The 13,389-nt window shown below is 58.8% G+C and carries 14 protein-coding genes and 1 pseudogene; 7 read left to right on the plus strand and 8 right to left on the minus strand.

Going from position 1 to position 13,389, the window contains the following annotated elements:
- Positions 1-22: 22 nt before the first annotated feature.
- The 5 genes and pseudogenes from ML_RS18395 to ML_RS01565 form a co-directional block, all read right to left on the minus strand.
- Positions 23-112 carry a hypothetical protein gene (locus tag ML_RS18395; protein WP_414085545.1) on the minus strand — a complete coding sequence of 30 codons (90 nt, stop codon included), beginning with the start codon at positions 110-112 and terminating at the stop codon, positions 23-25.
- Between the two features lie 62 nt (positions 113-174).
- Positions 175-378 (minus strand): hypothetical protein, encoded by a 204-nt coding sequence (locus ML_RS01550; protein WP_111480957.1) that lies wholly within the window; start codon positions 376-378, stop codon positions 175-177.
- Positions 379-608: 230 nt separating this feature from the next.
- Positions 609-794, minus strand: coding sequence for a hypothetical protein (locus tag ML_RS01555; protein WP_111480958.1), 186 nt, complete (start codon positions 792-794; stop codon positions 609-611).
- Positions 795-1,404: 610 nt separating this feature from the next.
- Positions 1,405-1,987: pseudogene (locus ML_RS01560) on the minus strand (SDR family NAD(P)-dependent oxidoreductase); the annotation flags it as partial.
- Positions 1,988-2,079: 92 nt separating this feature from the next.
- Entirely contained in the window at positions 2,080-3,177 is a 1,098-nt protein-coding gene (locus ML_RS01565; protein ID WP_049769636.1) for an alpha/beta hydrolase, read from the minus strand.
- 758 nt (positions 3,178-3,935) lie between these two features.
- Between ML_RS01565 and ML_RS14780 the strand changes: the two genes are divergently transcribed.
- Both ML_RS14780 and ML_RS01575 read left to right on the plus strand, forming a co-directional pair.
- Complete coding sequence (locus tag ML_RS14780) at positions 3,936-4,205, plus strand: hypothetical protein (protein WP_231846677.1); 270 nt, start codon at positions 3,936-3,938, stop codon at positions 4,203-4,205.
- 45 nt (positions 4,206-4,250) lie between these two features.
- On the plus strand, positions 4,251-4,457 hold the full coding sequence (locus tag ML_RS01575; protein ID WP_269147083.1) for a benzoate/H(+) symporter BenE family transporter: 207 nt from the start codon (positions 4,251-4,253) through the stop codon (positions 4,455-4,457).
- Positions 4,458-5,006: 549 nt separating this feature from the next.
- Here ML_RS01575 and ML_RS01580 read toward each other — a convergent pair.
- Positions 5,007-5,921, minus strand: coding sequence for an SDR family NAD(P)-dependent oxidoreductase (locus tag ML_RS01580; RefSeq protein ID WP_010907667.1), 915 nt, complete (start codon positions 5,919-5,921; stop codon positions 5,007-5,009).
- Between the two features lie 127 nt (positions 5,922-6,048).
- On the opposite strand from ML_RS01580, the gene ML_RS01585 reads away from it, so the two are divergent.
- Positions 6,049-6,618, plus strand: a complete 570-nt coding sequence (locus ML_RS01585) for a TetR/AcrR family transcriptional regulator (RefSeq protein WP_172591898.1) — start codon at positions 6,049-6,051, stop codon at positions 6,616-6,618.
- Between the two features lie 208 nt (positions 6,619-6,826).
- A complete protein-coding gene (gene groL / locus ML_RS01590; protein ID WP_010907669.1) occupies positions 6,827-8,452 on the plus strand; it encodes a chaperonin GroEL in 1,626 nt (541 codons plus the stop codon).
- An 884-nt stretch (positions 8,453-9,336) separates the two neighbouring features.
- On the opposite strand, the gene ML_RS01600 is transcribed toward groL, so the two are convergent.
- Both ML_RS01600 and ML_RS01610 read right to left on the minus strand, forming a co-directional pair.
- Positions 9,337-9,588, minus strand: a complete 252-nt coding sequence (locus ML_RS01600; RefSeq protein ID WP_064430445.1) for a hypothetical protein — start codon at positions 9,586-9,588, stop codon at positions 9,337-9,339.
- A gap of 1,162 nt (positions 9,589-10,750) precedes the next feature.
- On the minus strand, positions 10,751-11,302 hold the full coding sequence (locus tag ML_RS01610) for a lipoprotein (protein WP_010907670.1): 552 nt from the start codon (positions 11,300-11,302) through the stop codon (positions 10,751-10,753).
- A gap of 369 nt (positions 11,303-11,671) precedes the next feature.
- Between ML_RS01610 and carD the strand changes: the two genes are divergently transcribed.
- From carD to ispF, 3 genes are read left to right on the plus strand one after another with little or no spacing between them, the layout of a single operon-like run.
- Complete coding sequence (carD, locus tag ML_RS01615; RefSeq protein WP_041322368.1) at positions 11,672-12,160, plus strand: RNA polymerase-binding transcription factor CarD; 489 nt, start codon at positions 11,672-11,674, stop codon at positions 12,158-12,160.
- A gap of 18 nt (positions 12,161-12,178) precedes the next feature.
- Positions 12,179-12,904 (plus strand): 2-C-methyl-D-erythritol 4-phosphate cytidylyltransferase, encoded by a 726-nt coding sequence (gene ispD / locus ML_RS01620; protein ID WP_010907672.1) that lies wholly within the window; start codon positions 12,179-12,181, stop codon positions 12,902-12,904.
- The gene (gene ispF, locus ML_RS01625; protein WP_010907673.1) at positions 12,901-13,377 is read left to right on the plus strand and encodes a 2-C-methyl-D-erythritol 2,4-cyclodiphosphate synthase; all 477 of its coding nucleotides are present in this window, start codon (positions 12,901-12,903) and stop codon (positions 13,375-13,377) included. The genes ispD and ispF overlap by 4 nt, the downstream gene beginning before the upstream one ends.
- Positions 13,378-13,389: the final 12 nt, after the last annotated feature.

Raw genomic sequence — 13,389 nt, forward strand, 5'->3', positions numbered from 1 at the left:
AGTCAGCATTGCTCGGCCGTAGTTACCTGAGATCCCAGACTTGCAGTTGAGTCCCGGTTGACACCTCCACAACGTTCTTTGGTCTGTTCAGCAGACCGTTGGCCGATGCCAGTCATGGCAAGTGGTGGTGCGCTGGTGGGCCGTAACTGGTGAGCGGTGTCGACTCCGTTTAACCTAATAGTCGGCGGGATGGAACAGCTCACGTCGGAATTGCTGCATGGTGAATTTACCGCCTCGGTAAGCACCGTGGGCTGGTGCGGTGGCTGCGGATTCGGTAGGCGCATACCCAGGCGTAAGCGCGGTACGGATTAATACCTCAAAAGACACCAGTGCGCTGATCGCGTTGCCCGGCAGCGTGACGATCGGTGCACCAAGCACCCGGGGCCGATGCCCGGCTGCATCGTTACCTTGACGAAATTCGACTGTGTGGTTTTGTTCGGCTCGATGGTTTTGGCTTTAGTGTTACGCGCCTAGGTAGCCGTCTCCGCTTAACATGTCTTCGACGACTGTTTAGACGCCAGTGCCGACTCCTCCGCTGGTGATGATCAGGTCAATCTTGTTTTTCAGTGCGAGCGTAGTAGTCCAGGATCGTGTTGAAATACACGATGTTATTTCGGGTGGTGACGGTGGCGACTATTACGTGTCGGGCCAGCGTCGCGAACGGCCCCGGCCAGCATGATCGCGTTCGATTCATAGATCTGTCCCGGTTGTAGTGGGGTGTCCGGCGAAACCAGCTTGGACCCGTTGGAGATCACCAGTACCCGTTGTTGCGAGATCACGTTGAGTTTGGTCATACTTACGCGCTGCGGCCAAACCAAGCACGGTCGGTGTCATCAGTTGACCTGCTCAAAGCACGGTACTGCCGAGGCAACGTTTTCGCTCGCCGGTCGAATGTGTTTGCCGATCCGGGCGGTCCTTGCTGAATCGACACCGATTGTCGCCCGCTGTCGATGTTTTCGACCGGCACATGGCCGTTGCCTCCGCCGGGTATCGGCGCTCTGGTCATGATCCAATGTGCGTTACCGGGCTGCAACGTCAATTGATCGGTGTGTCCGGAAGAAAAGGACCGGCAGCAGTACCGGGTGTTCTGATTTTGTACGTTGAAGTGTCCTCGGTGCGTACCGCATAGCGCCATCCATCGCCGAATTGTCGAAAACCAGCAGCGAAAGCTGCGCGACCACACCTGCGGTCAGGTTCTGTCTCAAGGTCTCGATCAACGGAACCACGACCGCCGGACGGGCACAGATCATAATGTCCGCTACGGAACCACTGACAATCTTTAATTGACCGTAATCGGTCATCATTGGCCCGGCAATGAGGTGCGCGGATCGAGCTTTGGATCGAATAGGTGACGCCGGTGAATTCCTTGGAGACGGGTCAGAGCCAGCGTTGCAGCTGTTAGTTGAACAGCAGGTTGGCCAGCTTGGACTGCCCATAGGCGGCGATCCGGTTGTAGTGGCATTCCCACTGCAGATCGTCGAAGTGGATCTCGGCCTGCTGTCGGTGACTGAGGCTGCTCACGGTCACTATCCGCGAATCGTGCACCGGCAGTAACCGGTCGAACACCAGTCGGGTTAGCGTGAAATGACCAAGATGATTTGGTGCTGAACTGCATTTCGAAACCGTCCGCTGCGACATGCTTTGGTGGCCATCATCACCCCGGCGTTGTTGATCAGCAAGTCGATGCGTGGGTAGGTGGTGCACAGTACATCCGCGGTGACCCGCACTAAGTCCAGTGAGCGGCCCAGGTTCGAGTTCCTGCAGTGTGACGTCGTCGTGCTGACAGGCGGGAACCATGCGTGCCAGCGTGGCGTTGCCCTCTGCGAGATCGCGCAGCGCTAGCACTACGTGCACCCCGCGATCGACCGAACATGCAGGTTGTGTAGTATCCGGTGTCCGTATTGGCGTCGGTGACGACAACGAAGCAGCCGCTTTAATCTGGTGTATGGGCCTTTGACCATTTGCGGGACTGGGCGTCTAGGGCCATAGCTACAACATAATCATCAGAATAGGGTGTTGCAGGGTTGCTGAACGGATAACGGGGACGGCGGCCAGCACCATCCCATATCAGGCCTGTCTCTAGAGGCTTTGCCTGTCTCTAGAGGCTTTAGAGGCAGTAGCCTCTCGGATGTACTGGCTGATCTGGCGCAGCGACAGGGTGGCTTCGGGCACCATCGGCGCGGCGGCCTGGAATACGTGCACCTGTCCTGGCCACACGCGGATCTCGGCCGGCACACCTACGGCCGCCAGTTTCGTCGCGGCTAACTGTGCGTCGTGTAGCAACACCTCGGATCCGGACACGTGAATCAGTGTTCGTGGCAGACCCGGTGCTATGTGGTCTAGCGGTTCGTAGAGCTCTTCGGGCTTGTCGTCGACTTTGTTCTTCGCGGCTGAGCTAGCAACCAACCTGCCAAGAGCATCGAACGCCTTCGGCGGGAACATTGCGTCAGTCTTGGCGTTGGGGTGCGCCTGCTTACCCTTTTTAGCCAACTGCAGCAGTGGTGAAATTGCCACCAACGCCGCTGGTTCCTCACCCACGTCCTGGAGTCGCTGGGCAAGTGCCAGTGCAAGGTACCCACCGGCGGAATCGCCCGCCAACACTATCTGCTCTGGGTCGTAACCCAACCGTCGCAGCCACTGGTAGCCATCGTGACAGTCATCGAGTGCCATCCCGATTGAGTGCTTAGGCAGCAGCCGGTAGTTGACCACCAGAATTGGGGAGTCAGCCAACTTCGAGAGTGTCTCGACAAGTCGACGGTGCGAGTTCGCCCCACACCCCAGAAACGCTCCACCATGCAGGTAAAGAACTATCCGCCCGCTGCCATCAGCGGGCCGCACTCCAGCTGCGCGGACCAGCTGCGCTGACGTGTTAGATAAGTTCACTTCGGCCCGAGCCGCGTTTGTGACCGGGAGTAGCACACGAGCAGCATGGTCGATCAACCCGAATGGCCATGGAAGCTGCGGGACGTAGCTGCCGACCGCCAGAATTGGCCGGATTGTCAGCCGTGACGTCAGCGAAGCTAATCGCGCAGCAATACTTGGGCCAGACTCGACAATCTCGACCGGAGCTCCGGCGCTGATGGCCAATCCTCGTGCCCCACGTCTGTAGGCCTTCAGTGCATCGCACGGACGCGTAGTAACCCTGGGAGAGCCAGATAGTTTACTGAGCGTAGTCATGCTCTACTTTCGACGTCTTGATGGTCCGGTAAGGGGTGTGACAAAGCTGCAAAACCTCCAGCTTTTCATTGGAATCTCCCCCAAAATAAAAAATTAGGACAGGCAAATTCGCCACTGATGCCTGCGCAACCGGCACTAGCTTTGCGTACGAATGCCAGCTCCTGTGAGATACACCGCAACAATTCCCTCCCAGGCACGAATCCAGCGTGTCAGCGACACGATGCCGGCAAACAATACCAGCCGTCCAATACCCGTTCGCTAACAGTTAATAATTAAAATCTATCAAATTACATAATTTGTGCCATGGTGGGCGGGACTTGATTTCGGGTCGCTTACGCCGACTGCCACGTGGAAGTGGCTGTGTGCCAGGTCCGTTCTGGGCGCTGGGAACGAATTGTCGGCCGTGGACTGCGGCGTAGTTACCGATTGATTAGACTGCGGCGGCTTGCTCGACTAATCGGTGTCGTTGGCGATCTACTGCGCTTCCGCAAACGGGGTCAGCGGCCGTCATCACGGTCGTCGCGCTACTTGCATAGATGCTCATTGCCTGGACGTTGTTGACTCAAAGTATTGTTATTATTCTCGCTTGTAGGCCGACGTGACTGCAACCGACTGGGGTTCGCGGTGCATGCCGTGGCTTGGTTTGGTGCCATTAGTTTGGTTCCGGACGTTGTGGCTGAGCCTGCGGTACCGGCTAACGCTCACCATCGCATGGTCGGCACCTGGCGCCGCAGTACTGGTTGGCGCCTGTGCGGTGGATGGCCGGTTGGTCGGCCGTGGTCGGAACGTTCTTGCTTGCCGGCGTTGTGCTACAGCTGTGTCTGTCCCCCGCTCTGCGGCCTGGCCGCACACCCGTTGCAGGTGGCGCCGATCCTGTTGACCTGGCTAGTGTTCACCAGGTTCGCGCAACGGTGGGCGGTGCCGTCGACTTTCGTGGTTACGCTGAGCACGGTTGTGTTCACCCACCGCTCGGGCATTTCGGGACCGTTGCTTTCGCACCTGAACTGGACGTCCCGCGGCTGAGTTAGGCAGCGGTCGTCGTCGAGTTACCCCTCATACGTCTTCTCTACATCATCACGATGGCGGACCAGAACGTACCCGGCGTTGTGCTTAGTTGTGGTTGTGTGGCTCCTGCGGCTACCCGAGTTCCTTGGCGGGAAGCAATGACGGTCACCGGGTTCGGCACTTTATTATTCGGCGGGCACGCGATCAACCTGGCTGCCGTCAGCGCGGCTGTTCCGGCCTCTCACGAAGTGCATCGTGATCCGGAGCGGCGATAGGCCGGCCGCGACAACCTTCGGCCTTCGTCTAGCTGGTGCTAGCAGTGTTGGCCATGCTCGTCGCCGTTAGTACTCGTCGAGGTCCTCGACGTAGGCCTTGAGAAATAATGTCGGGAGTGAGCATCAAGATGGAGGCAGATCAGCCTTGCTGCAGAGACAGTGAATCCCGGCCGTGCAAAATGTTGAGCAAAGTCGCCTTGGTTCGTGTTCTGCCATTCGTGGCCGTAGTAAGAACTTCATTATTCCGAACAACACGAAGAGGATCTCCGCGATAGTGCGGTGAAAGTGGTGTGGTACGGTTCTATTCGGTACAGGCTCATAGTCGCCGCCGGTGTTCTGATGATTGGCCAAGTAGAGGTTCGAGCGTTATTATTTACGGTCGGACGGCAGGTAGGCACACTATAAGCCAGGGGGGTGGCATCGGGCTCATCCATTGGCGTGGCGGGACTGCGCATAGACGCATAGATGAGGTACCGGTCACTCCAATCTAAAATTTAAAATAATCTAAAATCTAATTTGAGTGCTGGTCAGTCTGGCTCATTTTGTCGATCAGCCGACCGGATAGACCACCCCGGTGAGTTCTTCGGAGACCGCCCACAGCCGGAGCTGCCGGTCAACGTCGTGGGACTTGCCGTTGGACGCCACAACTTTGGGGTGGCCCCGTATTTCTGCGAACCCGTCTGGTCCGAAATACTGCCCGCCGAGCACTGCCGCATCGGTGGCAGCCCGCAGGGTCGGTAGTGCGCCGGTTGCTGCATCCTGGGTGAGGAACAGTTCGGCCACCGAAAAAATGGGCGCAATCAGCGCGGGCAGAGTCCTGGTCAGTTCGGTGCGTGAGCCACCGGGATGGGCGGCCACAGCGATCGTCGTTTGTCGGGTGGCCAGTCGTCGCTGCAGTTCGTAAGTGAACAGTAGGTTGGCTAGCTTGGATTGCCCATAGGCGGCGACCCGGTTGTAGTTGCATTCCCACTGCAGATCGTTGAAATGAATGTCAGCGAACAGGCGGTGACTGAGGCTGCTGACAGTTATCACCCGCGAACCGACGATCGGCAGCAGCCGATCCAGCAGCAAGCCGGTGAAGGCAAAGTGACCTAAGTGGTTGGTGCCGAACTGCAACTCGAAACCGTCCTTGGTGGTCGACTTCGGTGTCCACATCACCCCGGCGTTGTTGATCAGCAAGTCGATGTGGTCGTAGTCGGACCGTAGTTGCTTTGCTGCGGCGCGCACAGACTCCAACGACGCTAAGTCGAGCTCTTGCAGCGCAACGTTGTTCTGTGCGCTAGTGGCCGTGATGCGTGCGGCAGCGTCCTTGCCCTTGTCGAGATTGCGCACCGCCAACACCACATGGGCACCATGCTCGGCGAGTGCCAGCGCGGTCTGATAGCCGAGGCCGGTGTTGGCGCCGGTAATGACGGCGACACGACCCGTCTGGTCGGGAATGTCCGCGGTGGTCCACTTGGCCATGAATAGCTCCTCAAGCTTGTTACAGTAAGCGGGGCGAACGCTCCGGTTGATTGGTTGATTGTGAAACCATACGGAACGCTAGCCCCGCTGTGCAATGTCCGTTCCTAGATCAGGATTGAGTGTTCAGATGGCGCAACCCGCACGGCCGCTGCGTGCCGACGCGGCGCGAAACCGTGCCCGAATACTGGGTGTTGCTTACGAAGCTTTCGCGACCGAGGGCTTGTCGGTGCCGATTGACGAAATTGCCCGACGCGCGGGTGTCGGAGCTGGCACTGTATACCGGCATTTTCCGACGAAGGAGGCGCTGTGTGCGGCGGTCATCGGGGACCGCATGCCTCACCTCGTAGACGACGGGTATGTGCTGTTGAAGTCTGCCGGGCCGGGTGAGGCGCTGTTCACCTATCTGCGCTCGCTCGTGTTGCACTGGGGCGCTACCGACCGCGGACTGGTTGATGCGCTGGCCGGCGCCGGTGGTATCGACATCCTCGGCGTCGCGCCCGACGCCGAGGATGCGTTTTTGACTATACTCAGTGACCTGCTGTACGCGGCGCAATATGCGGGCACCGCGCGCACTGACGTCGGCGTCCGCGAGGTCAAATCGATCCTGGTCGGATGCCAAGCGATGGAAGCGTACAACTCGGCATTGGCTGAGCGGGTGACCGATGTCGTTGTCGATGGTTTGCGCGCGGCGCGATAGCCCCAGGGTGTTCTTGCACTCGCCTTAGGGGAGTGCTAAAAATGATCCTGGCACTCGCGATCAGCGAGTGCCAGGTCGGGACGGTGAGACCCAGCCAGCAAGCTGTGGTCGTCCGTCGCGGGCACTGCACCCGGCCAGCGTAAGTAATGGGGGTTGTCGGCACCCGGTGACCCTAGCTTCATTCCTAATCCGGAGGAATCACTTCGCAATGGCCAAGACAATTGCGTACGACGAAGAGGCCCGTCGCGGCCTCGAGCGGGGCTTGAACAGCCTCGCCGACGCGGTAAAGGTGACGTTGGGTCCGAAGGGGCGCAACGTCGTTCTAGAGAAGAAGTGGGGTGCTCCCACGATCACCAACGATGGCGTGTCCATCGCCAAGGAGATCGAGCTGGAGGACCCGTACGAGAAGATTGGCGCTGAGTTGGTCAAGGAAGTCGCCAAGAAGACAGATGACGTCGCCGGTGATGGCACCACGACGGCCACCGTGCTGGCCCAGGCATTGGTCAAAGAGGGCCTACGCAACGTCGCGGCCGGCGCCAACCCGCTAGGTCTCAAGCGTGGCATCGAGAAAGCTGTCGATAAGGTAACTGAGACTCTGCTCAAGGACGCTAAGGAGGTCGAAACCAAGGAACAAATTGCTGCCACTGCAGCGATTTCGGCGGGTGACCAGTCGATCGGTGATCTGATCGCCGAGGCGATGGACAAGGTTGGCAACGAGGGTGTTATCACCGTCGAGGAATCCAACACCTTCGGTCTGCAGCTCGAGCTCACCGAGGGAATGCGGTTCGACAAGGGCTACATTTCGGGCTACTTCGTCACCGACGCCGAGCGTCAGGAAGCTGTCCTAGAGGAGCCCTACATCCTTCTGGTCAGCTCCAAAGTGTCTACCGTCAAGGACCTGCTGCCGCTGCTAGAGAAGGTCATCCAGGCCGGCAAGTCGCTGCTGATCATTGCTGAGGATGTCGAGGGTGAGGCGTTGTCTACCCTGGTCGTCAACAAGATCCGTGGCACTTTCAAGTCGGTGGCGGTCAAAGCTCCTGGCTTTGGTGACCGCCGCAAGGCAATGTTGCAAGACATGGCCATTCTCACCGGAGCCCAGGTCATCAGCGAGGAGGTCGGTCTCACATTGGAGAACACCGATCTGTCATTGCTGGGCAAGGCCCGCAAGGTGGTTATGACCAAGGACGAAACCACCATCGTCGAGGGTGCCGGTGACACCGACGCCATCGCCGGGCGAGTGGCTCAGATCCGTACCGAGATCGAGAACAGTGACTCTGACTATGACCGCGAGAAACTGCAGGAACGCCTGGCTAAGTTGGCCGGTGGTGTTGCGGTGATCAAGGCCGGTGCTGCCACTGAGGTGGAGCTCAAGGAGCGCAAGCACCGCATCGAGGACGCAGTCCGCAACGCCAAGGCCGCGGTGGAGGAGGGGATCGTCGCCGGCGGCGGTGTGACTCTGCTACAGGCTGCTCCGGCTCTGGACAAGCTGAAGCTGACCGGTGACGAGGCGACCGGTGCCAATATTGTCAAGGTGGCGTTGGAAGCTCCGCTCAAGCAGATCGCCTTCAATTCCGGGATGGAGCCCGGCGTGGTGGCCGAAAAGGTGCGTAACCTTTCAGTGGGTCACGGCCTGAACGCCGCCACCGGTGAGTACGAGGACCTGCTCAAGGCCGGCGTTGCCGACCCGGTGAAGGTTACACGTTCTGCGCTGCAGAACGCAGCGTCCATCGCCGGCCTGTTCCTTACTACGGAGGCCGTCGTCGCCGACAAGCCGGAGAAGACGGCAGCTCCGGCGAGCGACCCGACCGGTGGCATGGGTGGTATGGACTTCTGACGTCCGGTCATGATGCAGGTAGCTACGTGGTCTGAAGTGGGGTACTTCATCAACTGAGTAGCGGCGGGCGAACTGGACAATCGAATTAGGAGTTGACAAAGAAAAAGAGCCCGGCCCCCCAAAAAAAGGGACCGGGCTCTTTCTTGTTCTTGCGCGTCCAGGGGAGTCGGGCTTGGCCTCGAGGTGCAGGAGCGTGGGTCGGAACGACACTGAACCGGGCAGTCTCGTTGCCGGGGCTCGCGTCGTTGCGCTGGAAGGAGCGCGCGCGCCCGAGCCGTTCTAGGGTGTTGTGGGTGTTTCATAGGTGGTGGGTGAAATGGCTGTTTTTGCGTTTTATGACTGGCCGATATGTTCGGTAGTCGTGGGGGGCAGCCCGGAATCCTGTTGACGTGTTTTGCTGTGTTGCGGGGTTTTTGTTGGTGGGTGGCTGACTGCCTGCTTTCGATGAGGCTTCGTGTGCTTTGCCGCAGTGGACACGATTAGCGCGGCGCACGTAAGCATGTCGGTGGTGGGTGCTGCTTGGTCTACATGTTGATGATGCCAGGGGCTGGGCACCTGGGCTGTGCTGAAGGCGATATCGATGCAGGCGTGGGTGTGAGGGTAGTTGTTAGCGCCGCGGGGTAGGGGCGTTTTAGTGTGCATGTCATGGCCTTGAGGTGTCGGCGTGGTCAATGTGGCCGCACCTGAACAGGCACGTCCCCGTGCACGGTATAACTATTCGCACCTGATGTTATCCCTTGCACCATTTCTGCCGCTGGTATCGGTGTCGGCGGCTTGTTGACCGGCCCTCAGCCAGCAAGCAGGCATGCCGCCGGGTGCAGCAGTATCGTGTTAGTGAACAGTGCATCGATGATCCGGCCGTCGGCGGCACATACGGCAACCTTCTAGCGCAGATCAACCACCCACACCCCACCAGCCCACCACAACACCACCACCCAAACCAAACCAGCAAAAAATAACCACCAAATGACCATCACGACGACGATATGGTGGGTGCGTTCAGCGCGCAGATGCCCGCTGCCGCCGCATAGCAACCCGGTTGGGATCAACGCTGTGTTGGGCAGTAGCAGGTTAGAGTAGGCTGAGGCTAGCGCAATCGCGACTGAGAGATCTGGTGCCGGATCGGTTAACCGCATGCCGTCTACGGTGAAAAGATAGACGTTATTGACCGCGATGCTCTAGTTGGTTGTGTTTTTCCAGGGCGGTGGTGGCTATAGCTGCCCGGGCGTGTGTCGATCCTGTTGATGACACGGCGCGGCGAGCCACTAATATGGCGTTGCCAATAGCGTCTGGATCTCGCCGATGAGTGGTTGCTTTCCTCCACCCAGTGTCATCGTGATCGCAGTACCGGCTACCGGTGTTGGCCGCTGATTGATTGAAGAAAAGGTTTCAATGGATCGGCAACGTCGTCGATTCCGTCGTCACGCAACAGGAAACACTCGACTTTGTCACTTTGTCGGTGGCTCCGAATTGATTCTTGACGTCCCGGACCGTCTGCATCGGGTAGTTTGTGATTTTCCTGCGAATGCAGCACTACGTCGACGAGGTGTTCGAGCGAGTACGGCCTGGCGATGGACCCGTCTTTGGTGACATGTCCGACCAGAATCAACGCAACTACCGTTGGCTTTGGCGTTCGGCGTCGTTGTTACGGCACGTACTTGGGTGCCACCACCGGTGATTTCGTCGGCTTCGGTGAGTGGCCATGGTTTGCACTGAGGCGGTGCTGCTCAGCGCAGACAGACCATCACGACGTGGCCCAGCACGGTGTGCAGGTCGAATTCTACGGCCAGGTTGACCGCTTGTGTGCTGTCACCAGCCGATCCAGTTTGCGCCCAGCTGGATCTGGGCCAGCGGATTCTTCGCCGGAGATATTCGGCGTACGCCGGCCGGACTGCGTTCAGTGGTGGGCAACCTTGAGAATCGCAGCGTCGAGTTGCCCAGACTCGGACCACCCGCTAGCAGCGTCACCGAGCCGGGTTCCACATTGCTACCAAGGCTTCAATCTAATTCGTCGACACTCGTAAGGCATGGCAACGTGTGGTGCACGTCAATGGAATTAATCGTAACTGCTTGCGAAATGACATCCGCTGTCACCGATCTTACCGAGTAATGCTACAGTCTATTTTAATTTTTATAGTATCCCACGCATCGTACTCCAGGCAATATCCCCCACGTAGCGGTGACATGGTGACATTCCGAGCAGGGGGTACGTCCGAATGCATAATAGCTATACGATGACCGTATCGGGGTGATACGATAGCCTAAATGTGGAGACGGTTTACTAGTGGTTAGAGCTGTTTAGGTCTGCCGTGGTGCGAGTCCGGCCGAGACCGGTACAGCCACGTTGGCTTGTCCAGCCTTCTCGAAGTTGAAGGTAAAGTTGTAGGTGAGGCCGTTGGTGATGGGCTTGGCCAAGGTTACGATTGCTTTAGCGATGTTGTTAGACTGGAGGGGGGGCGGTTTTATTCTCTGCCCTTCGGATGTGCCGATGAACAGCATCCCGTTGGTGGGCAGTTGGGTATAGCCGTTCAGTGCTACCGTGCCGATGTCACTGGTGATGGACACTAGCCGGTCTGTGACATACGGAGAATTATTGATGGCCACCAGCATCAAGTCCACCGTTCGGCCCGATTGGAGGAAGTCACCGGTCTGCGCGGCTTGGATGCGTATGTCGCGTAATGCCAGATTGTTGAGTGTGACCCGGTTGCCGTTGACGGCCGGTTCCTGGGTCGCGGTTTGCGAGATCTGGCCTGCTCCGCAACCGCCAAGCACCGAGGCCATCAAAGTCAAAAAGCCTAGGACGGCGACCCGGGTAGCCAGCGCGGGAAGGCTGATCTTGAAGCGGCTCACTGACTGCCTCCTGCTGGGATACTGGTCAAGGCATTAGGACAGCGGCTCAACTATGCAACTATGCACAGTAGTGAGGAATATACATTAGGTAGGTTTAAGAACGTGCTGTCGCACGGTAAGACCGTAGCGGAAGACACAAAATCTACCGTTGCGGGGGGCCTTGGTTCGGGCTCCCGTGAGGTTGCCGATAGTGACCTTTCAAGTGCGTCTACACTGCTACAAAAGGATGTTGGTAGTGCGGTGCATTGCATGTCTTGCTCTGCCTGTCAACCCCTAATCTGCCGGTGTTGTACCTCCTGACCTGCACCGTTGTGCGCGCCTGTCGGCCCGCCGTGTTAGGATTGAAGTAACGAAAGGGGCTTGAATCTGATGATTTTCAAGGTCGGCGACACCGTTGTCTACCCGCATCACGGTGCTGCTTTAGTCGAGGCGATCGAAACTCGAACCATCAATGGAGAGCAAAAAGAGTATCTCGTCTTGAAAGTGGCGCAGGGAGACTTGACTGTTCGAGTGCCTGCCGAAAACGCCGAGTACGTCGGTGTCCGCGACGTCGTTGGACAAGAGGGGCTTGACCAGGTTTTCCAGGTTTTGAGGGCCCCCCATACCGAAGAGCCGACTAACTGGTCGCGGCGGTACAAGGCTAATCTCGAAAAACTCGCCTCCGGTGATGTCAACAAGGTGTCAGAGGTAGTACGCGATTTGTGGCGACGAGACCAGGACCGTGGTTTGTCAGCTGGAGAGAAGCGCATGCTGGCTAAGGCCAGGCAGATTTTGGTCGGCGAGTTGGCGTTGGCGGAGAGCACTGACGACGCCAAGGCGGAAACCATCCTCGACGAGGTTTTGGCCGCCGCTTCCTGAATACCCTGAGGCTTGAGGATGGCTGTGGCAACGGGCACTGTAGTTGCAGTGGTCCCGGCCGCCGGGGCGGGGAAGCGGCTAGCGGCCGGCATTCCGAAGGCATTCTGTGAACTTGACGGGCGTACGCTTGTCGAACGTGCTGTCGTTGGCTTGCTGGAATCTGGCGTTGTTGACCATGTTGTGGTGGCGGTGCCTGCTGATCGCATTGCCCAGACCCAGTGGGTGCTATCCCAACGGCTAGCCAATTCGGCGGGTCAACACGCCACAGTTGTGGCCGGCGGGGCCGACCGCACCAAATCGGTGTGTCAGGCTCTTGCGACCCTTCCCGCCCCGTCAAGGGTGGGCGCACCCGAGTTTATATTGGTGCATGATGCCGCGCGGGCGCTGACACCAGCACGGTTAATCGTGCGGGTGGTTGATGCTTTGCGTGCTGGTCATACCGCGGTCGTTCCAGCGCTGCCACTGTCTGACACCATTAAAGCCGTGGACGCCAACGGAATGGTTCTTGGCACTCCGGCGCGGGTCGGCTTGCGGGCGGTGCAGACCCCGCAGGGGTTTGCTACCGAGCTGCTATGGTGCGCTTATCAGCGTGGCCCCCATCTTGATGCCGTCGATTTCACCGACGATGCTTCCCTTGTCGAACATCTCGGTGGCCAGGTTCAGGTGGTCGCCGGCGATCCACTGGCGTTCAAGATCACCACTCAGTTGGATCTGCTGCTGGCGAAGAAGATTCTGCGCCGGTGAGTGAACTGCCCCGGGTCGGTTTGGGTTTCGATGTCCACGTGTTTGAACCGGGGCGGCCGTGTTGGCTGGTGGGGCTGCTGTTCCCGGACAACGACGGCTGCGCCGGGCACTCCGATGGTGACGTAGCGGTGCATGCGCTGTGTGATGCCGTGTTGTCGGCCGCAGGGCAGGGTGATATCGGCGGCCTGTTCGCCGTTGGCGATCCGCGTTGGGAACGCGTCAGCGGTGCTGACATGCTGCGCCATGTAGTCGAATTGTTACTGCGACATGGCTACGAGGTCGTCAACGCGTCCGTTCAAGTGATCGGTAACCGACCGAAAATCGGTCCGCGCCGTACCGAGGCGCAACGGTTGCTGTCAGCTCTGCTGCGAGCGCCAGTATCAGTGGCGGCGACGACCACCGAGGGACTTGGCCTGACTGGGCGTGGCGAGGGCTTGTCCGCCATCGCGACTGCGTTGGTGGTCCAGGTCTGACAGCCGTGTGCT

Origin of the sequence: Mycobacterium leprae TN, from assembly GCF_000195855.1 — a bacterium.
Taxonomy (GTDB): Bacteria; Actinomycetota; Actinomycetes; order Mycobacteriales; family Mycobacteriaceae; genus Mycobacterium; species Mycobacterium leprae.

Coding starts and splice junctions, on each gene's coding strand:
- ML_RS01555 (WP_111480958.1), bottom strand. CDS start 794: ATGACCAAACTCAACGTGATCTCGCAACAACGGGTACTGGTGATCTCC.
- ML_RS01565 (WP_049769636.1), bottom strand. CDS start 3,177: ATGACTACGCTCAGTAAACTATCTGGCTCTCCCAGGGTTACTACGCGT.
- ML_RS14780 (WP_231846677.1), top strand. CDS start 3,936: ATGGCCGGTTGGTCGGCCGTGGTCGGAACGTTCTTGCTTGCCGGCGTT.
- ML_RS01580 (WP_010907667.1), bottom strand. CDS start 5,921: ATGGCCAAGTGGACCACCGCGGACATTCCCGACCAGACGGGTCGTGTC.
- ML_RS01585 (WP_172591898.1), top strand. CDS start 6,049: ATGGCGCAACCCGCACGGCCGCTGCGTGCCGACGCGGCGCGAAACCGT.
- groL (WP_010907669.1), top strand. CDS start 6,827: ATGGCCAAGACAATTGCGTACGACGAAGAGGCCCGTCGCGGCCTCGAG.
- ML_RS01600 (WP_064430445.1), bottom strand. CDS start 9,588: ATGCGGTTAACCGATCCGGCACCAGATCTCTCAGTCGCGATTGCGCTA.
- carD (WP_041322368.1), top strand. CDS start 11,672: ATGATTTTCAAGGTCGGCGACACCGTTGTCTACCCGCATCACGGTGCT.
- ispD (WP_010907672.1), top strand. CDS start 12,179: ATGGCTGTGGCAACGGGCACTGTAGTTGCAGTGGTCCCGGCCGCCGGG.